This is a genomic window from Plantactinospora sp. CNZ320 (assembly GCF_002846275.1).
This window is the reverse complement of the sequence record NZ_PJMP01000001.1, coordinates 6787821-6806800: the sequence shown is the minus strand read 5'-3', so window position 1 is coordinate 6806800 and position 18980 is coordinate 6787821. Positions and strand designations below refer to the sequence as shown.

The 18980-nt window shown below is 72.1% G+C and carries 16 protein-coding genes; 8 read left to right on the top strand and 8 right to left on the bottom strand.

The genetic code is table 11. From position 1 onward, the window contains the following. Positions 1-271 precede the first annotated feature (271 nt). Positions 272-604 (bottom strand): putative quinol monooxygenase, encoded by a 333-nt coding sequence (locus CLT71_RS30450; protein ID WP_101370121.1) that lies wholly within the window; start codon positions 602-604, stop codon positions 272-274. A gap of 205 nt (positions 605-809) precedes the next feature. On the opposite strand from CLT71_RS30450, the gene CLT71_RS30445 reads away from it, so the two are divergent. After that, a complete protein-coding gene (locus tag CLT71_RS30445; protein WP_486483545.1) occupies positions 810-2030 on the top strand; it encodes a GAF domain-containing SpoIIE family protein phosphatase in 1221 nt (406 codons plus the stop codon). Positions 2031-2078: 48 nt separating this feature from the next. On the opposite strand, the gene CLT71_RS30440 is transcribed toward CLT71_RS30445, so the two are convergent. Next, positions 2079-3188 (bottom strand): FUSC family protein, encoded by a 1110-nt coding sequence (locus CLT71_RS30440; protein WP_101370120.1) that lies wholly within the window; start codon positions 3186-3188, stop codon positions 2079-2081. Positions 3189-3262: 74 nt separating this feature from the next. On the opposite strand from CLT71_RS30440, the gene CLT71_RS30435 reads away from it, so the two are divergent. From CLT71_RS30435 to CLT71_RS30410, 6 genes are all read left to right on the top strand, one after another. Next, the gene (locus tag CLT71_RS30435) at positions 3263-3805 is read left to right on the top strand and encodes an NUDIX domain-containing protein (protein WP_101370119.1); all 543 of its coding nucleotides are present in this window, start codon (positions 3263-3265) and stop codon (positions 3803-3805) included. A 136-nt stretch (positions 3806-3941) separates the two neighbouring features. Further along, the gene (locus tag CLT71_RS30430) at positions 3942-5372 is read left to right on the top strand and encodes a hypothetical protein (RefSeq protein ID WP_199187776.1); all 1431 of its coding nucleotides are present in this window, start codon (positions 3942-3944) and stop codon (positions 5370-5372) included. Positions 5373-5446: 74 nt separating this feature from the next. Then, entirely contained in the window at positions 5447-6886 is a 1440-nt protein-coding gene (locus tag CLT71_RS30425; RefSeq protein ID WP_486483544.1) for an AAA family ATPase, read from the top strand. Then, positions 6883-8136, top strand: a complete 1254-nt coding sequence (locus CLT71_RS30420) for a DUF2201 family putative metallopeptidase (RefSeq protein ID WP_101370118.1) — start codon at positions 6883-6885, stop codon at positions 8134-8136. Before CLT71_RS30425 ends, CLT71_RS30420 begins: the two co-directional genes overlap by 4 nt. A 198-nt stretch (positions 8137-8334) precedes the next feature. Continuing rightward, the gene (locus tag CLT71_RS30415; RefSeq protein ID WP_101370117.1) at positions 8335-9309 is read left to right on the top strand and encodes an MDR family NADP-dependent oxidoreductase; all 975 of its coding nucleotides are present in this window, start codon (positions 8335-8337) and stop codon (positions 9307-9309) included. 41 nt (positions 9310-9350) lie between these two features. Next, a complete protein-coding gene (locus CLT71_RS30410) occupies positions 9351-10577 on the top strand; it encodes a glycosyltransferase (RefSeq protein ID WP_101370116.1) in 1227 nt (408 codons plus the stop codon). Between the two features lie 50 nt (positions 10578-10627). Here CLT71_RS30410 and CLT71_RS30405 read toward each other — a convergent pair whose 3' ends face one another. The 5 genes from CLT71_RS30405 to CLT71_RS30385 form a co-directional block, all read right to left on the bottom strand. Further along, the gene (locus CLT71_RS30405) at positions 10628-11812 is read right to left on the bottom strand and encodes an acyl-CoA dehydrogenase family protein (protein ID WP_101370115.1); all 1185 of its coding nucleotides are present in this window, start codon (positions 11810-11812) and stop codon (positions 10628-10630) included. 110 nt (positions 11813-11922) lie between these two features. Next, positions 11923-13173: an MFS transporter gene (locus tag CLT71_RS30400; protein WP_101370114.1), complete on the bottom strand. Its 1251-nt coding sequence runs from the start codon at positions 13171-13173 to the stop codon at positions 11923-11925. Between the two features lie 16 nt (positions 13174-13189). After that, positions 13190-13891, bottom strand: coding sequence for a DUF899 domain-containing protein (locus CLT71_RS30395; RefSeq protein ID WP_101370113.1), 702 nt, complete (start codon positions 13889-13891; stop codon positions 13190-13192). 97 nt (positions 13892-13988) lie between these two features. After that, a complete protein-coding gene (locus CLT71_RS30390; protein ID WP_101370112.1) occupies positions 13989-15461 on the bottom strand; it encodes an MFS transporter in 1473 nt (490 codons plus the stop codon). Between the two features lie 75 nt (positions 15462-15536). Beyond that, positions 15537-16886, bottom strand: coding sequence for an FAD-dependent monooxygenase family protein (locus CLT71_RS30385; protein ID WP_101370111.1), 1350 nt, complete (start codon positions 16884-16886; stop codon positions 15537-15539). A 262-nt stretch (positions 16887-17148) separates the two neighbouring features. On the opposite strand from CLT71_RS30385, the gene CLT71_RS30380 reads away from it, so the two are divergent. Then, positions 17149-17490 carry a YciI family protein gene (locus CLT71_RS30380; RefSeq protein ID WP_486483543.1) on the top strand — a complete coding sequence of 114 codons (342 nt, stop codon included), beginning with the start codon at positions 17149-17151 and terminating at the stop codon, positions 17488-17490. A gap of 102 nt (positions 17491-17592) precedes the next feature. Here the strand turns inward: CLT71_RS30380 and CLT71_RS30375 are convergent, their stop codons facing one another. Continuing rightward, a complete protein-coding gene (locus CLT71_RS30375) occupies positions 17593-18849 on the bottom strand; it encodes a sigma-70 family RNA polymerase sigma factor (protein ID WP_101370110.1) in 1257 nt (418 codons plus the stop codon). Positions 18850-18980 lie beyond the last annotated feature (131 nt).

The following is an 18980-nucleotide window of genomic DNA, read 5'->3' as shown; positions in this document are numbered from 1 at the left end:
TTCTCCTCTGATATGTCACACCTGGTCGGATTTGCCATATGCACCGCCACCCTAGCCGGACGGCGCCCTGCGATGGACCGGTTCCCGACCGACACGGGCAGGTCGCGGGCGAACCGCCCGCCGGAACCGTCCAACCTGGCCCACTCGACGATCGCGTGCAACAGAAGTGCTCGGGAAGTGACCGGGACGGGCGCGCTCGCCGGCCCGGAGTGCCGGTCGCGCCGTCCCGTTCCGGGTGGACGCGGATCGGCACTCCGGGCCGGCCGGCGACTCAGCTCCGCTGGGGGACGGTCATCTCGCCGAGGATCGACCAGTCGTCCTGCGGAATCGTGGCGTTGACGATCCTCGGCGTCTCGGCCAGGTAGGTCGGCAGGCTCTGCTGCGCCTGCCGGAAGTGTTCGGACTGCACGTGCGCGGCGCCCGCCTCGTCGTCCCGGAACGCCTCCACCAGCACGAACTCGTTCGGGTCGTCGAGGCTGCGCGACCATTCGAACCAGAGGCAGCCCGGCTCGGCCCGGGTCGCCCGGGTGAAGTCGCCGGACACCTCGGCCCACCTGTCGGCATAGTCGGGCAGCACCCGGAACTTCGCGGTGATAAAGATCATTTCCGACCTCCTCGTACGCTGGTCTGGCCCCTGCGACCGGTCTCGCGCCCGCAGATCCTAGTGCCCCCGGCCCCGTACGCCCACTTGTTGCCGATCGTGAGCTTCCGCCGGATATAACCGGCATCGCCTCGTCTCCGGCATCGCCGCGCCGAACCACCCGCCGACCAGGGTCCCGCCGAAGGCTGCACGGGCTAGGCTTTCCCGCGTGATCGAGGTGGACGACGACTCCGGAGCCGACGAACGGCTACGCCGAATCGAGGCGGTGACCGATTCCTCGCTGTCCCGACTCGGCGTGGAGGACCTACTCGACGAACTGCTCGCCCGGGTCTGCGGGCTGCTCCAGGTCGACACGGCCGCGATACTGCTGCTCGACCAGCACGCCCAACAGCTCGTCGCCACCGCCGCGAAGGGGTTGGAGGAGGAGGTCGAGCAGGGTTTCCGGATCGCCGTCGGCCGGGGATTCGCCGGCCGGGTCGCCCAGGACAGGCAGCCGGTGGTGATCGATCGGGTCACCCCGAGCGAGGTGGTCAACCCGATCCTGCACCGCAAACGCATCCGGTCGATGCTCGGCGTACCCATGTTCGCCGGCTCGGAACTGGTCGGCGTCCTGCACGTCGGCACCCTCACCCCACGTCGGTTCAGCCCCGACGACGTCCGGCTGCTGCAACTCGTCGCCGACCGGGCGAGCCTGGCCAGCCAGGCCCGGATGGGCAACATCGACCGGACAGCCGCGCTCGCCCTGCAACGCAGCCTGCTGCCGACCCGGCTACCGGAGGCGGCCGGCGTGGACATGGCCGCCCGGTACGTACCCGGTCACCACACCGGGGTCGGCGGCGACTGGTACGACGTCTTCACCCTCCCCTCCGGCTGGCTCGGCATCGTGGTCGGCGACGTCTCCGGGCACGGCCTCGCCGCGGCCGTGGTGATGGGGCGGCTGCGCAGCGCCCTGCGGGCCTACGCCCTGGAATGTGACGACCCCTCCGACGCACTGACCCGGCTCGACCTCAAGATCCAGCACTTCGAGGCGGGCAAGCTGGCCACGGTGCTCTACACGCTCGTCAGTCCGGACCGGACGCACCTCCGGGTCTCGCTGGCCGGACACCTGGCACCGATGCTGGCCCGGCCCGGGCACCCGGTCGACGTGGTGCCCGTCCCGGTCGACCTGCCGCTCGGCACCGGCCGCCCCGCCTCCCGCCGCAGCACCGCTGTGGACCTCCCGGCAGGTGCCATGCTGGTCTGCTACACCGACGGTCTGGTCGAACGTCGCAACGAACTCATCGACGTCGGACTGGACCGGCTGCGCGCCGCGATCGAGCCCGGACCCGCCGAGACGGTCTGCGCGACGATCATGGCGGCTCTCGGCGTCGAACAGCCGGTCGACGACGTGGCGCTGCTGGCGATGGGCCGCGATCCGGCCGCCGGGTAGCCGGAACGGGACCTCGGCCTCAGCACCGCGCGCCGGCACCGTACCCGCTCAGAGCGGCGGCAGGCCGAGGGCCTCGTCGACCCGGCCGAGCACGGCGACGTCGTCCGCGTTGACGCCCCGGAGCAGGTCGATCGCGGTTGCCCGGATCTGCCCCACGATCATGATGATCGGCAGCGGAGGATTCCCGGTGAGCAGGGCCCCGGCGGTGCGTACCGCGGCCAGGGCGGCGGCGTCGGTCTGCTCGGCGTACCGGTCGGCTGCCTCGTCCCGCCCGCTCAGGTCGGCGGCGAACGCCTCGCCGGCGCAGCGCACCGCCTCGGCCAGTGACCCCAGCGCCGTGACCAGTTCCGGCGGGCTGGCCACCGGCAGCCGGGTCAACGCGACCCCGGCTCTGGCCAGTACCCGCAGGTTGCGTACCGCGTAGTCGACCTGCCGGCTGGACGCGTCGAGCGCGTGTACCCGGCCGATGTGCCGGCGCCGCCGTACGTGCAGCCGCAGCGCCTCCCCGGCGGCCAGTACCGCCGTCTGGAGCCGCTCCACGACGGCGTCCAGCTGGCGGGCCCGGTGCAGCGCGGCGAGCGCCGCCGGCTCGTCGCGGCGGTCGAGCGCCTCGCCGATCTCGGTCAGCAGCTCGGCCAGCGCGGCGAAGGTCTGCCGCGACTCGGCGAGCAGCGGGGCGAGTGGCTGCCGGGCGCTGGCCAGCTGGCTCGCCACCAGCGCCACCACCCCGCCGATCAGCGCGTCGACGAACCGGAACGGCACCAGCGCGTCGGTAGTCGGCGGCACCGTCACCAGGTAGAGGGCGGAGACGGTGGCCTGCACCACCGAGACGTTGCTGGCGCCGATCGCCGTGGCCAGACCGACGGTCAGCAGCACGACGGTGAGGACCGTCCAGGTGGTCCGGCCGAGGGCCTGCACCACGAGGTCGGCCACCAGCACCCCGGCGGCGACCCCGAGCACCACCTCCACGGCCCGGCGCATCCGCTGGCCCCGGGCCTGCCCCAGCACGATCAGCGCCGCGGCCGGGGCGAAGAAGGGCTGCGGGTGGCCGAGCAGCGCCGCCGCGATCGCCCAGGAGACGGTCGCGGCCAGCGTCGCCTCGACCACCGGCGGCCAACCCTGGCGCAGCCGGCCGGCGACCGTCCGGAGCCAACCCACCGGAGAACACCTCGTCCCTCGCGATCGTTTCCCGCACGATATCCGCCGGGCGGGGGCGGGTAGCGTCGTCGGACGTGACAGGTGTAGCCCACTCGCACTGCTCGTACTGCGGCTCCGCCTATTCGGCGCCCACCTGGCCCCGGGTCTGCGGCAACTGCGGCCAGACCACCTGGCGCAACCCGTCCCCGGTGGCGCTGGCGATCCAGCCGGTGCTGACCGCCGACGGCATCGGCGTGGTGGTGCAGCGCCGCGACATCGAACCGGGCCGGGGCCGGCTGGCGCTGCCGGGCGGATTCATCGACTACGGCGAGGACTGGCGCGACGCACTGGTCCGGGAGCTCCGCGAGGAGACCGGCCTGGTCGCCGACGCCGGGACGGCGGAACTGTACGCGGTGCACAGCGCCCCGGCGGGCGGCACGATCCTGATCTTCGGGGTACTGCCGGCGCGGCCGGTCGACTCGCTGCCGCCCTCGGTACCGACCGAGGAGGCCACCGAGTGGCTGGTGCTCACCGAGCCGGCGGAGCTGGCCTTCAGCACCCACACCGAGGTGCTGGCGAGGTTCCTGGCCGCCACCCGGACGTCAGGGCCGGTCGTCCCGCATCCGGCCGGCGACTGAGCCCGTCCCGGGTTGCCCGCTGGAGCGTCGCGCCGGAGCGGCCGTCTGGCCACCCGGTGCGGTTGCCGGTATTGTGCTCGACGATGAACACCTTCCTGTGCAGATTGGGGGTCCAGTCCATCCAAGGTGAGTGCTGATGCATTCATCGACTGTGGACGGAGACTCCCGGCTTTCCCTCTGGCTGCGCGTGCGCGAGTTCGCCGTGCCGCCCCCCATGATCGAATTGGCGACCGCCCGCCGCGCTGTCGGCGACTGGGCCGGAGCCTGTGCCGCCGCACGCGTGGACGTGGATCTGCGACTGCGGTGCGTCGCACGCACCCACGGTCGCGAGCTGGCCGCCCAGCTCCGGGCCGACCTCTGCCATCTCGCCCCTGACCTGCTGCGCTGGCACCTGCCCCGGATTGCGCCGGACGGGCTGCTGCGACCGGGACTGACCATCTCGCTGGCCCGGTACCCGGAAACGGGAGCCGGCACCCCGCACCTGGTGGTCCGGACCGCGCCTGCCCGCGCGGAGGGCGGTCAGCGGATCAGCCTGGCACTGTGGGACCCGGCCCGGCCCGGGTCGTCCGGGCCGCATCCGCACCCCCGCCCGGACCGACGGTTCCGGCTCGACCTGCACCGGCACCTCTGGGACGTACGCCGGGCCGGGGAGTTGCGGATGCGGGCCGGCGTGGACCGGGGCCCCGACGCGGGCACGCTCGCAGTGGAGGGCGGGATACCTGCCCTGGAGGGCGGGATACCGGACGCTCTCGACTGTGCCGTGTCGCGCTGGCCCGACGAGGCCCGGCTGCTGCTCGACGCGGACCGAATCGGCGGTACCCGCGTCACCGTCCGGCTCGGCTCCCGGCACCGGCTGCTGCTGGAGCCGCTGCCGGATCCGACCGGTGGCCCGACCCGGGCGCGGCTCCGGGCGCTGCCCGCACGGAGCCGCGCCGAGGCGCTGCCGGTACTACCTGACGCGGCGACCTGGGTCCTGCCCGACCTGGCACTGCTCCGGGCCGGGCTGATCCGGGCCGACGAGCTGCATCCGCTGGTCGCCTCGGCACTCGTACCGGACGGGCCGGTCGCCGGGACCCGGCCGCCCCCGGACGACGGGCCGACACCCCGGCTCGTCGTGTGTCGTGGCGCCCGGCACCGGATCGGCGTGGTGGACGGAGTGCTCGTCGCGCTGGACCACGATCCCGCCGAGATCCGCCGCGAGGAACTGCTGGCCGCGCTGAGCGGTACCCCGCTGCCCTGTCTACAGGAGATCGACCGGGCACACCGCCAACCGGAGAACCTCACCGACATCCGTGCCCGCCTGGAACACGGCGACACCGAGGCCGCCGTCGCCGCCGTCGAACGCCTGCTCGGACCGGACGCGCTGCTGCGTACCGGCGCGCTGCGGGAGGAGTTGCGGACGGCGGCGCTGCGCCGGGTGTCGCACGGGTTGTACCGGGCCGGATTGGGCGAATCCGCACCCCATCCGGCCAGTGGGCTCCACGGGCGCCGCCGTGAGCTGTCTCGGCTGGTCGCCCGGTCCGGGCGTACCTCCCGGACACATCCGCGGCACGCCTATCACCGCTGACCAGCGCGCCTGCTGTCCTGCTCCGCCTCCGCACCGGCCCGTCCGGATCCGACCCGACCCCAAGGTGATCTCACATGCGTATCTCCGTGCCTTCCGCACCCTCCACCGTCGCGCCCGTCTCCCCCGCCCGGTTCGCATCCCCGTCCCGCCCTCCGGCTCGGTCCCAGGCTTCGGCCCCGTCCTGCCCTCCGGCTCCCTCGCGCGCCTCGGTTCCAGCTCCGGGCGCGCCTGCCGATCCGGCGACTCCAGACGCTCCCGCCGTTCGGGGCGCATCGGGCGGGGGCAGCTCGGCGGAACTGGCCGGGTCGGGCCAGCTCGACGTCGCGGGTGACCTGCTCGCCCTGCTGGCCGACACCGCCACCGAGCCGCGCCCCGACCCGCAACTGGAGGCCCTCACCCTGGCCGTCGCCGCCGACCTGCCGGTGCTGCTCTGGGGAGAGCCGGGGATCGGCAAGACGGCCGTGCTGAACCAGCTCGCCTCCGCCCTCGACCTGCCGCTGACCACGGTGATCGCCAGCGTGCACGAGCCGTCCGACTTCGCCGGCCTGCCCGTGGTCGGCGACGACCCCGCAGTGCAGGGCGTGCCGATGGCCCCGCCGGACTGGGCCGTACGCCTGGTGCGGGCCGGCCGGGGGCTGCTCTTCCTCGACGAACTCTCCACCGCGCCGCCGGCCGTGCAGGCCGCCCTGCTCCGGGTGGTGCTGGAACGGCGGATCGGGGCACTGCGGCTGCCGCCCGGCGTCCGGATCGTGGCCGCCGCCAATCCCCGTTCCTCGGCCGCCGACGGCTGGGAGCTGAGTCCGCCACTGGCCAACCGATTCGTCCACCTACAGTGGACGTACGACCACCAGGTCGTGGTACGCGGGCTCGGCGGTACCTGGCCCCGGGCCGCGCTCCCCCGGCTCGCGCCGGAGCGGCTGCCCGAGTCGGTGGCGTTCGCCCGGCGTGCGGTCTGCGAGTTCCTGACCGCCCGCCCCGGGCTCGTGCACCGGCTGCCGGAGAACGAGGCCCGCCGGGGCGGGGCGTGGCCGTCACCGCGCAGTTGGGACATGACGCTGCGGCTGATCGCCTTCGCCACCGCTGCCGACACCTCCCGGGAAGTGCTCTCCATGCTGGTCAGGGGCACCGTCGGCGACGGACCGGGGCTGGAGTTGCTGGCCAGCCTGGATCGCCTCGACCTGCCGGATCCCGAGCAGCTGCTGGCCAACCCGGACCGGGCGGACCTGCCCGAGCGGGGCGACCTGCGCCAGGCCGTACTCGACGGGGTGGTCGACGCGGTCCGGAAGCGCCCCGACCGGGCCCGCTGGGACGCGGCCTGGAAGCTGCTGGTCCGGGCGCTGGAGACCGGCGCACCGGACCTGGTGGTGGTACCCGTGACGACGCTCGCCGCACTCCGCGAGCCCGACTGGGACCTCCCGGCGGCGATCGACCGGTTCGCCGGAGTGGTTTCGCTGACCCGGCGGGCGGACGAGGTCGGAGCCCGGGTCGCCGCCACCGTCGGGACCGGCCGATGAACAGCCCGGCCGGTGCCCTCGACACCGAGAAGCTCTTCACCGCCCGGCTGCACGCGGCCCGGGTCCGGCCCTATCTGGCGACGGCGCTCTTCGCGTTGCACATTGTGGAGTCCCGGCGGGTGCCGACGATGGCCGTGGACCGGCACTGGCGGTGTTACGTCTCGCCCGCCTTCGTGGACCGGACCCCGATCGAGGAGCTGGCCGGGGTCTGGGTGCACGAGGTCTCACACCTGCTGCGCGACCACCACGGCCGGGGTGACCGGGTCGCCCTGCAACGCGGGCTGGTCGGGCCCGGCGAACGGCTACGGATGAACATCGCGGCGGACTGCGAGATCAACGACGACGTGTACGGGGACGGGCTGGCCCGGCCCGAGGGCGCGGTCGAGCCGAGGCTGCTCGGCCTCGAGCCGGGGGAACTGATGGAGGACTACCTGCGCCAGTTCCGGCTCGGGGCGCACACCCAGGACTTCGTCTGGCTGGACTGCGGCAGCGGCGCCGACGGGCTGGACCGGGAGTGGGACCTGGGACCGGACGGCGCGCACGGGCTCACGGCGCAGGAGCGGGACGCCGTACGGTTCCGGGTGGCGCAGGGCATCACCGCCCGGCCGGGTACCGCCCCGAGGGGGTGGCAGCGGTGGGCGGAGGAGGCGTTCCATCCACCGCAGCCGTGGCTGGCCCTGCTCGGGGCGGCGATACGCTCGGCCACCAGCAGTGCCGGCGCGGGCGACGACTACACGTACGGCCGCCCCGCCCGCCGCTCCGCCAGCCTGCCCGGGGTGATCCTGCCGAGCCTGCGCCGCCGGCCGCCCCGGGTCTGCGTCGTCGTCGACACCTCGGGGTCGGTCAGCGACGCCGAGCTGGGCAGCGCACTGCTGGAGATCGCCGCGATCGGCCGTGCGGTGGGGGGCCGGCGCGACCTGGTCAGCGTGCTCTCCTGTGACGCGGCGGCCCGGGCGGTGCACGCGCTCTGCCGGGCCGAGCAGATCCCGCTGGTCGGCGGCGGCGGGACGGACCTGCGCGCCGGATTCGCCAGAGCGTTGCGGACGAGACCCGCCCCGGACGTCGTGGTGGTGCTCACCGACGGCCAGACGCCGTGGCCGGCGCAGCGGCCGGCGTGCCGCACGGTGGTGGGACTCTTTCCCCGGCCGACGACGTACCGCTCCTGGCAGGAGGACGATCCCGACTACGTCCCGGACAGCCCACCGGCCTGGGCCCGGGTGGTCGAGATCGGTGGCGGTCCGGCGACCTAGATCGGAACCCTGTCGGCACCCAGCACGTCGATCATCGCCATTCCATCGGTACCAGGAAAGTGGTGCCGGAACGCAACTGCGCTTTTTGGAAGTTGGCCAGATTCGTCACGTCGATATTCTCGGTTCCGGAAGTGTTCGCGGCGCCGCGCCGTTGCGGTGTGCGCGACGGTGCCCTGTCCTTCGAGGGGAGAGCCGACCATGACCACGAGTCGTGAGATTCACCTGCTCAGCCGCCCTCCTGACGACCTGCCGGTCCCCGGCGAGGTGGCCATGGTCGAGGTTTCGGTGCCGGCACCGAAACCCGGTCAGGCCGTGGTCCGCAACATGTACATGGCGATCGACCCCGGTCTACTCCAGCGAATGCGCGACCTGAGCGCCCTTCACGTACCCCATTTCGAGTTGGGCGGTCCGATGTGGGGACACGCCATCGGTGAGGTGGTGGAGTCGGCCAGCCCGGAACTCCAGGTCGGCGACGTCGTACTGCACCACATGGCGTGGCGGGAGTACGCGGTCGGCGACGTCAAGGAGTTCACAGTCCTCGACACCACCCGCTATCCGTCGATCTCGCACCACCTCAGTTCGGCGATCGTGGCCTACTGCGGCGTACACCGGATCGGCATCGAGCAGGGCGACACCGTGGTGGTCTCCAGCGCGGCCGGCGCGGTCGGCAGCGTGGTGGGGCAACTGGTCCGGCTGCGCGGGGCGACCCGGGTCGTCGGCAGCGTCGGTTCGGCGGAGAAGGTACGGTTCGCCACCGAGAAGCTCGGCTACGACGAGGCGTTCGACTACCACGACGGGTGGCCGGAGGATCTGCGCGATGTCGACGTCTACTACGACAACGTCGGCGGCTGGCAACTCGACAGTGCCTTCAACGCCATGCGCCCGCACGGCCGGATCCTGCTCTGCGGAAGCTCGGAGGAGCACCGCAGCGGGCGGCCGCACCCTCACCGCACCATGCAGATGGTCATCGGCAAGCGGCTGAACCTGATCGGCTTCACCACGAACGACCACCTTGACCTGCTGCCCGAGTTCGAACGCGAGTTCCCTCCGCTGGTCCGCGAGGGCAGGGTGGTGCTGCCCGAGACCTTCGTGGACGGTCTCGACCAGTTGATCCCCGCCATCAAGTCCCTGCTCGACGGGGCGTACCTGGGCAAGGTGCTGCTCAGGTTCTGACCGCCCGGCCGTGCTGGAAGCCAACCGGAGGGAATCCCGCCGTGACGTCACCCGGAACCGACCCACAGGTCTCGATCGTCATCCCCACCTACAACCGGCGAGAGCATCTGCACGCCAGCCTGCTGCAACTGACCAGGCAGCGGCCGGGCACACCGGAGTTCGAGGTCGTGGTCTCCGACGACGGCTCGTCGGACGACTCGGTGTCGGTGGTGCGGTCCTTCTCGGACCGGCTGCGCCTGAAATACCACTTCCAACCTGACGAGGACAACCGGGTGTCGCTGGCCCGGAACGAGGGGGCCCGGCTCGCCACCGCGCCGATCCTGGTCTTCCTCGACACCGGGGCGCTGCCCGGGCCGGACTTCGTCCGGCGGCACTTCCTGGCCCATCAGGACGAGACGGCGCGCTGCGCCCTGCTCGGGTACGCCTACGGATACAACCCGGAGGCTCCGATGTGGGAGGTGGCGGACATCGTCCGGCAGCACACCCCGGAGGAGGCGGTACACCGCTACGGCCAGGTGCCGGAGTTCCTCGACCTCCGGGAGAAGCTGCTGGCGGAGTGCGACGACGACCTGGAGCGGCGCAGCATCCCGTGGCAGGTCTTCTGGACGATCAACTGCTCGATGCGTTCCGACGACTTCTGGGCGGTGGGCGGCTTCGACGAGGGGCACCGGGGCTGGGCCGGGGAGGACCTGGAACTCGGGTACCTGCTGCACCGCAGGGGCCTGCCGATGCGGCTCGACCGGGCGGCCTGGGTGATCGAGGCGTTGCAGGAGCGCAAGCGGCTCGAGCAACTGGAGGAGTTCAAGCGGAACATGCTCCGCTTCGCCTCCCGGCATCTGGAGCCGGTCAACGAGATCGGTTGGGCACTGGTGGACGAGGGCCTCTTCTGGCCCTGGGAGGACGAGTACAACCACCTGTTGCGGTACACCGACGAGGTACGCGACCTGGACGTGGCGGCCGAGATCGAGCAGCTGCTGCGTGGCGGTTCGCCGACGGAGACGGTGGCGGTGGTCGGTGCGGGCGGGCACGTCCCCGACACACTGCGGCCGGCGACGCTGATGGACTTCGACCGGGCGCTTGTGGAGCGGGCGGTACGCGACGGGCGGCACGTCGGCCACCACGTGCTCGGCCTGCGTACCCCGCTGGCCGACCGCTCGGTCGACGTCGTGGTGATCACCTCCCGGCTCGCCGGCCTCTGGGACCGCTGGAAGGACCGGCTGCTGGCCGAGGCACACCGCGTCGGGCGTGAGGTGCGCTGCTTCTCCTGACCGGGAGACGACGACAGGGGGCCGGCGGGAACGCCGGCCCCCTACCCGCGTCAGAGGTACATGGTGTTCGGCGCGAGCCCGCAGAGGATCCGCCCGTACAGCTCCGCGTTGGTGTTCGGGTGCATCAGCGCGTGCATGTTGAGGGTCTGGATGTCCCGGTCGATGCGCTGGATCGGCACGTCGTCGTAGATGGACGTACCGCCGCTGCCGGTTTTCAGCACCCCGACCGCCTCCCTGGTCAACTGGAAGACGCGACCCAGGTGGGCCCGGGCCCGGACCCGGTCGACGAGCTGCCACGCCTCGCCTGTGGCGTACTTCCCGTCCAGCAGCTCCACCAGTCGCTCGGCGTGGAACTCGGCCTCGTCGGTCTTCATGGCCGCCTCGGCGACCTGGAAGTGCGTGATCGGCGCCTCCCGCTGGCTGGCGTACTCGGTGTAGGTGATCTTCCGGTCGCCGAGCCGGTCGAGGAACGCCTCCAGCGCCGCTCTCGCCAGCCCGACCGCGGTCGCGGCGAAGGTGGCACAACCGGTCGGCATCAGCGGCTGGCGGAACAGCGGCGAACCGGCGTTCGCCTTCGAGGCGTACTGCTCGGCCAGGATCGCCACCATCGGCAGTACCCGGTGTTGCGGCACGAAGACCTGCTTCGCGACCGTACTGACGCTGCCCGTGCCGCGCAGACCGGCGGTGTGCCAGTCGTCCACGATCTCCAGCTCGGAGATCGGCACCAGGGCCATGAGCGGCCACTGGGAGCCGTCCGGAGCCGGCCCCATGGCGAGGATCGCCTGCCACTGGCTGTGCAGCGCGCCGCTGATGAACCGCCACCGTCCGTTTACCACGACACCGCCGTTGGTCGGCTCGGCGCTGGCGGTGGGACTGAGCACTCCGCAGACCCGGACGTCGGGCTCGGCGAAGACCTCGTCCTGGGCCTCATCCGGGAAGAGGCCGGCGATCCAGTTGCTGATCGACCAGACGGCCGTGTTCCAGCCGGCCGAGCCGTCGCTGCCGCTGATCCGGCTGATCACCTCGCGTACGGTGCCGGCGTCGCTCTCGTATCCGCCGTAGCGCGCGGGTACCCGCATCCGGAAGATGCCGGCGGCCGACATCGCCTCGACGACCTCGTCGTGCAGCCGCCGGTGCTCGTCCGTCCAGGCCGCGTGCGACCGCAACAGCGGCACGAGTTCCTCGGTCCGCCGGACCAGTTCCACCCGCTGTGGAACGTCCGTTTTCAACACCATGACTCCTCCAGACCTGCGTGCGAAGCGGACCGGCCGGCCTGGCCGCCCCACCTCTGACCGTGACATTTCGCCACCAACCACGCACCTTCCGGAGTGCGCAGTGAACCGGCTCAGTCCGCCGCCGGCGCCCTCCGGTCACGGTCGGCGAAGGCGATCAACCGAGCGTTGAGCACTACGCCGACCAGCAGCGGCACCAGCCCGGCCAGGGTCCAGCCGAGGCCGGCCAGTTCGGCGGTCCAGCCGACCAGCGCCGGACCGATGAGGATGCCGGCGTAGGTGAAGGTGCTGAACCGGGACAGGAACGTCGCCGCGCCCGCCCCGTCACCCCCGGCATGCCCGACCGCGCTGAAGACCAGGGGCAGCAGCACCGACCCGCCGAGACCGAGCACCCCGAACCCGGCGATGGCGGCGATCGGTGACGGGGCCAGCAGGACGATCACGAGTCCGCAGACGGCCACCACGCCACCGGCCCGGAAGAGCGCCGGTGCACCGTAACGCACGTGCAATCGGTCGCCGACGAGCCGACCGGCGGTCTGGCAGGCGGTGAACGCGGTGAGGCCCAGCGGCGCCAGCGCCAGCGTCGCGTCGTGGTAGTCGTGCAGGAAGACCCCGCTCCAGCTGATCACGGTGGCCTCGGCGACCATCGTGACGAACCCCATCGCGCCGAAGAGCAGCAGCGTCCTGGTCCAGCCGGCCCGCCAGCCCGGCCGGGCCCGCTTGCGGTCCGGCGATCGCGGTACGTGGTCGGCCGAGGGTGGCAGCAGCCACGCGGTGATCAGCAGACCGACGACGAGGCAGACCGCGCCCACCGCCAGGAAGTGCCCGGTGGGCGAGACGCCGGCCCGGGTGAACCCGGCGGCCACCAGTGACCCGGTCGCCGCGCTGACGCTCCAGGCCGCGTGGCAGCCGTTCATGATGGGCCGGCCGCGTACCCGTTCCACCGCCACGGCGTGGGCGTTCATCGAGACGTCGAGTACGCCGATCACCGTACCCAGTACCAGCACCGCCAGCCCGAGCTGGACGGCGTCGCCGGCCAGCCCCACCACGACCAGGGCCACCGGCAGCCCGACCAGGGTCAACCGGATGACCCGGGCGCTGCCGAACCGGGCCACGAAGACCCCGACGAGTTGCATCGTGAGGACCGCGGCCACGCCGTAGGCGGTAAGCACGAGGCCGAGTTCGCCGTCGCTGAGCCGGTGCTCGGTCTTCAGCCCCGGCAGCCGGGCGATGTAGCTGGTCATCAGCAGGCCGTTAACGAAGAAGACAGCCGTCACCGCCCAGCGGGCCCGGGCCGCCACGGCGGCGCTGATCGACTGCCGCTCCCCCGTCGTCTCGGCCGCCTCGAGAGTGTGCTCGCTCATGCGTTGCCCCGCACCCTCAGTACCGGTCGTGGTGACGCAGCCAGCCGGCCTTGTCCTGGATCAACGGGCGGCCCTGCGGGGTGAGCTCCAGATAATTGTCGATGCCGTGCAGCAGCGCCGCGCCCTCCCCGTAGGCGGAGTAGGTGTGGTAGACCTCGCCACCGTCCTGGACGAAGACGCTCAGCCCGCCCGCCTCGCCCCTGGTCTGCTCGCCTGTCCGCTCCAGCGTGGCCCTGTCCCGGTAGTTGTACTCGACCGGAGCCACCGCCTCGTCGAGGGTGACGTGGAAGTCGTAGTTGAAGTCGCTGCCGTGCGAGGAATACCACGGCAGGCTCCAGCCCATCCGCGTCCGGAACGCCTCGATCTTCGCCAGCGGTGCCCGGGACACCAGCACGAGCGTGGTGTCCCGGGCGTACATGTGTGACAGGTGGCCGATGTTGTCGACCAGGTAGGAGCAGAACTTGCAGCCGTGCTCCCAGGCCGGATCGAACATGAAGTGGTACACGATCAACTGGCTGCGCCCGGCGAAGAGGTCGATCAGCTCGACCTTGCCCTCCGGGCCGTCGAAGACGTACTTCTTCTCCATCCGGACGGCCGGCAGCGCCCGCCGCTGCGCGCCCACCTCCGCCAGCTGGCTGGCGGCCTCCTCCTCGCTGGCCAGCAACTGCTTGCGGGCGGCCAGCCACTCCTGCCTCGACGCCACCTGTATGCCGCTCATCTCGTTCTCCTCTTCCGCCTCGATGGGGCTCTCATAGGTAGGTCGGAGCAGCGGTGCCGGAGGACGACATCCGCACCGGAGGTTCCGGTGCGGATACCTACGGCCCGGCGACCGGGGCGGGCCGGACCTGCTCCTCCGGGGCGGCGACCGTGACCCGGCGACGGCTCGGCAGCGCCACCGCGAAGGCGAGCGCGACCACCGCGAACGCCACACAGGCGACGAAGCCCGCCCGGAAGCCGTTGGTAAGCGCGCTGGGCTGGTCGGGCCCGGTGGAGAAGGAGACCGCCACCGTCGACACGATCGCGATACCGAAGCCGCCGCCGACCTGGAAGGCGGCGTGCACGAGCCCGGACGCCAGGCCGGACTCCGACTCCGCGACCCCGGTGAGGGCCACGATCGAGGCGGTGGTGTGCGCGATGCCCAGACCGAGGCCGAAGATCACGAAGGGGAAGAGGAGGTCGCCGAGGTAGTCGCCCCGGACACTGATCATGATCAGCATGGCGCAGGCGACGCCGAGCATCAGAACACCCGGCACGGCGGCCGGGCGGAACCCGCGCCGGGTCACGACCGCCTGCCCGACGTACGCGCCGACGACAGCCATCACCGGCATGATCGAGCCGAGGAAGCCGTACTCGATCGCGGAGTATCCGAGCACCTGCTGCCCGTAGAGGGAGGAGAGGAAGGAGAGCGAGAAGACGAGCATCGCGACGAGGACCATCAGCAGGTTACCCGTCGCGACGGTACGCATCCGCAGGGTACGCAGTGGCACCAGTGGCGCGCTGGACCGGGCCTCGATCCCGACGAAGACGATCCCGAGCACCACCACCAGGGCGAGCAGCCCGGTGGTCTGCACACTCGACCAGCCCGCCGCGGGCGCCTCGGAGATCGCGTACACGAGTGCGACAAGTGCCGCCGTACTCGTCAACGCCCCGGCCAGGTCGAAGGTCCGGCGCCGCCCGTGGTCCCGGCTCTCCCGCAGTACCAGCGGACTGACCAGGAGCAGTACCAACACCACAGGTACGTTCACCAGGAAGACCGACTCCCAGCCGAGATTGCTGGTCAGCCAGCCGCCGACCAGCATGGCGGCGGTGGCGCCGATGCCGCCGACCGCCGACCAGGCGGCGATGGCCTTGTTCCGCTCGGCCCCCTCCTCGAAGGTGTTCATCAGGATCGACAGCGCGCTCGGCACCATCATCGCCGAGGAGACGCCGTGCACGGCGCGGGCCGCGATCATGACCTCGGCGTTCCAGGCGAACCCGGAGAGCAACGAGGTGACCAGGAAGCCGATCAGGCCGGCCATGAAGATCCTGCGCCGGCCGAGCAGGTCCGCCGATCGGCCGCCGAGCAGCAGCAACCCGCCGAAGGTGATCAGGTTGGCGGTCAGGATCCACTGCGCCGCGCTGGCGTCGAGGGCCAGCGCCGACTGGATCGCCGGCATGCCGACGATGACGATCTGCGAGTCGAGAATCACCATGAAGCTGGCGCAGCAGAGCACCACCAGCGCGGTCCACCGACGTGGATCGCGCTCGCCGTGCCCGGCGGTTGGTGCGGTTACCCCGGCTGGTTCCATCTCCGCTCCTCCCTCGTTCCACCGATCGGCACGACGGTCGGCGCGGCGACGGTGCCGGCAGGCCGCCGGGCCGGGTCAACCTCCGTTCGACGGGCGCCGGGGCGGAAACATCACCCGCGAGACCATCGCCGGACGCATCAGGGTCTCCGGCCGGTCGACGAGACCGGCCACCCGCATGAAGGCGCGGGAGACGACCGGATCCCGGGTCGCCGCGGCCTGCAACCGTGGCATGTACGCGTTCCCCAGCCGCACCTTCAGGCCGCGCCGGCCGGCGACCCCCGGGAAGCCCAGGTCACCCCCGGCGGACATGTCCCAGGGCGGGTCGATCGCCCGGGCCAGGTCGCGGAAGTACCGCTGCGCACCCCGCACACCGTCCGCCAGGTACTGGCGCAGCACCACCGCCCCGATCGCCGCCACAGTCATCCCCTGGGCGTAGATCGGGTTGAAGACGCAGGCGGCGTCACCGACCACGAGCAGTCCCTCCGGCAGCCGCGCCAACCGCTCGTACCGGCGGCGGATACTGCTGGGGAAGTGGAAGGAGACCGGAGTCGTCAACGGCTCCGCCCGGCGTACCGACTCGAAGATCTGCGGTACCGGCAGCGAACGGGCGTACTCCAGGAAACCCGCCGGGTCGCTCGGCGGCCGGTCGCCGAGGATTCCGTTGAGCGAGACCGAGTAGCGGTCGGGCAGCCTGGCGAAGGTCGCCCCGCGCGGGTTGCCGGGGGTGGCGACCGAGATGATCGCGATGTCGTCGCCGATCGGATCGGTGGCCAGCGGTGCCTGGAAGTCACAGGTGGTGTAGGTGAGGTCCATCCTGACCTCCTCCTCGCCGACCCGGGGATAGCCCAGCTCCGTCAACCAGCGCGGGGTCCGCGAACCGCGCCCGGTGGCGTCGACGACCAGGTCCGCCGGCAGCGACATCCGGCCGGCCGGTCCCCCGTCGTCCCGCCTGTGCACGGCGGCACCGGTGATCCGGCCGCCGTCCGGGCTCGCTTCCAGGGCGACGACGTCGGTCCGGTCCAGGAAGTCGACATTGGACAGTTCGCCGACCCGGGCCCGCATCCGCTCCTCGAGCAGCCAGCGGCCGGGCGAGATGCAGACCAGGTCGGTCTCCACCTTGCGGATCATCCGGCCGTTGAAGTGCCAGCCCAGGCTGGTACCGAAGTCGCGGGTCGGCACCCCACTGGCGGCCATCTCCTTGGTGAAGCCCGGAAACAGCTCCTCGATGATCTGCTGTCCCCGGGCGAGCAGGCCGTGGATGTGATGTCCCTGCGGGACGGCCCGACGCGGACCGGTCGCTCCGACCAACTGGTCGCGGTCCACCACCGTCACACTGCGGTAGAAGTCCGCGAGTACCCGGGCGGCGAAGAGGCCGGCCACACTCCCGCCCAGTACCACCGCCCGGTCACCGACAAGTTCGTTCATGGGGACCTCCCGGGCTCGCCGCCGTCCCCGCGACTGTCACACCGCGACCGGAGGTCGCGCATCTTCCCCCTTGCTGTCAACGCGGCTTCCGGTCGCTGTCAGCGCGGCTCCCCTGTCGCCGTCAGCGCGGCTTTCCCGTCGGTGTCGGCGCGGCTTTCCCGTCGCCGCCGAGGCGGCGGGCGGCACCGTGTCCGTCCTCGGAGTTGCGCCGGGAGCTGATAGCCTCCCGACGGTGACCTGACCTGCACGAAAGGTGGCGACGGTGAAGTACCTGTTGATGGTCTGCGTCGACGAGTCGGTCCAGTTGAGCCCGGAGGAGTCGGCGGCCGAGGTCGAGGCCGCGACCGCGTGGGCTCAGCAGATGCAGGCGCGCGGCGTACGGGTGCTCGGCGACCGTCTCCGGCCCACCACCGATGCCACCACGGTACGGATGCGCGACGGCGAACTGCTGGTCTCGGACGGCCCGTTCGCCGAGACGAAGGAGCAGTTGGCCGGCTTCGACGTCATCGAATGCGCCAGCCTCGACGAGGCGATCGAGGTCGCCTCCGCCCACCCCGGCGCCCAGATCGGCACCGTGGAGCTGCGCCCGTTCTGGCAGGAGTGACGGCGCTCCGGCAGCACTGACCGGGCCGCGACCGCTGCGGCGGAAGTCGTCGCGCCGCCGCCGTGCCGGTGTAAGTGACCGTCGCTCGCCCGCTGTCGGCGGCTACCGGGGCGGCCCGCCCGCCAGCCGCGCCGCCCGGTCCTCCAGATATCTCCGCTCCAGCAGACTCGCCGTCCGGCGGGCGGCCAGCCGGTAGCAGGAGCGCGCGGCCTTGTGGTCGCCGGCCATCTCCAGCAGGTGCGCCCGGGTGGCCTCCAACCGGTGCTGGCCGGCCAGCCGGCCGTCGGTGTCGAGCCGGCCGAGCAGGCCGAGCGCCACCTGCGGGCCGTGCACCATCGCCACCGCCACGGCGCGGTTCAGCGCCACCACCGGGCTCGGTGAGACCTTCTGCAGCAGGTCGTAGAGGCCGAGGATCTGCGCCCAGTCGGTCTCCTCGGCCCGGGTCGCCTCCGCGTGCACCGCCGCGATAGCGGCCTGGAGCTGGTACGGCCCGGCGGGTCCCGTCGGCAGCGTACTGGTCAGCAGCGATATCCCCTCCCGGATGGCGTCCTGGTCCCAGCGGCTGCGGTCCTGCTCGCTCAACGGGATCAGCGTGCCGTCCGCCCGGGTACGCGCCGCACGCCGGGCATCGGTGAGCAGCATCAGCGCCAGCAACCCGGCGACCTCGCCGGCCGCCGGCCGCAGTCGGTGCACCTCCCGGGTCAGCCGGATGGCCTCGCTGGTCAGTTCGCCGCGTTGCAGTCGTGGCCCGGACGTCGCGGTGTAGCCCTCGTTGAAGATCAGATAGAGGACGTGCAGCACGACCCGCAGCCGGTCGGGCAGCTCCCGCTCGGGCGGCAACCCGAACGGGATGCCGCTGGCCCTGATCCGCTGCTTGGCCCGGCGGATCCGCTGCGCCATCGTCGACTCGCTGGTCAGGAAGGCGTTGGCGATCTCCTCCGTGGTCAGGCCGCCGACCGCACGCAGCGTCAGCGCGGCCTGGGTGGGCGGCGAGAGCGACGGGTGGCAGCAGAGGAGGAGCAGCCGCAGGGTGTCGTCCCGGTCCTCCGGGCGCTCGACGTCCGGGCCGGGTACCCACTGCTCGTCCGCCGGCAGCCGGGCCGCCGTGCTCACCTCCCGGCGCCGGCGGGCGAGTTCGCTGCGGTACTGGTCGGTGAGCCGGCGCGCCGCCACGGTGGTCAGCCAGCCGCGCGGGCTCGCCGGCACACCCTCGCCGGGCCACTGCGTCGCGGCCGCCACCAACGCCTCCTGCACCGCGTCCTCGCAGGCGTCGAAGTTGCCGTGCCGGCGTACGAGCGTGCCGAGCACCTGCGGCGCCAACCGGCGCAACAGGTCGACGACCTCGCCGTCAATCCTCATGGCTCCATCATGCAACGCCCGGCCGGCCCCGGGTCGAACACGGCCGCCGCCATCGGCGACCCGTCCGGCATCCGGGGCCCGGCAAGCCAGCAAGTTGGAAGAATTCTCGGCACTGACCGGCGTCTATGGTG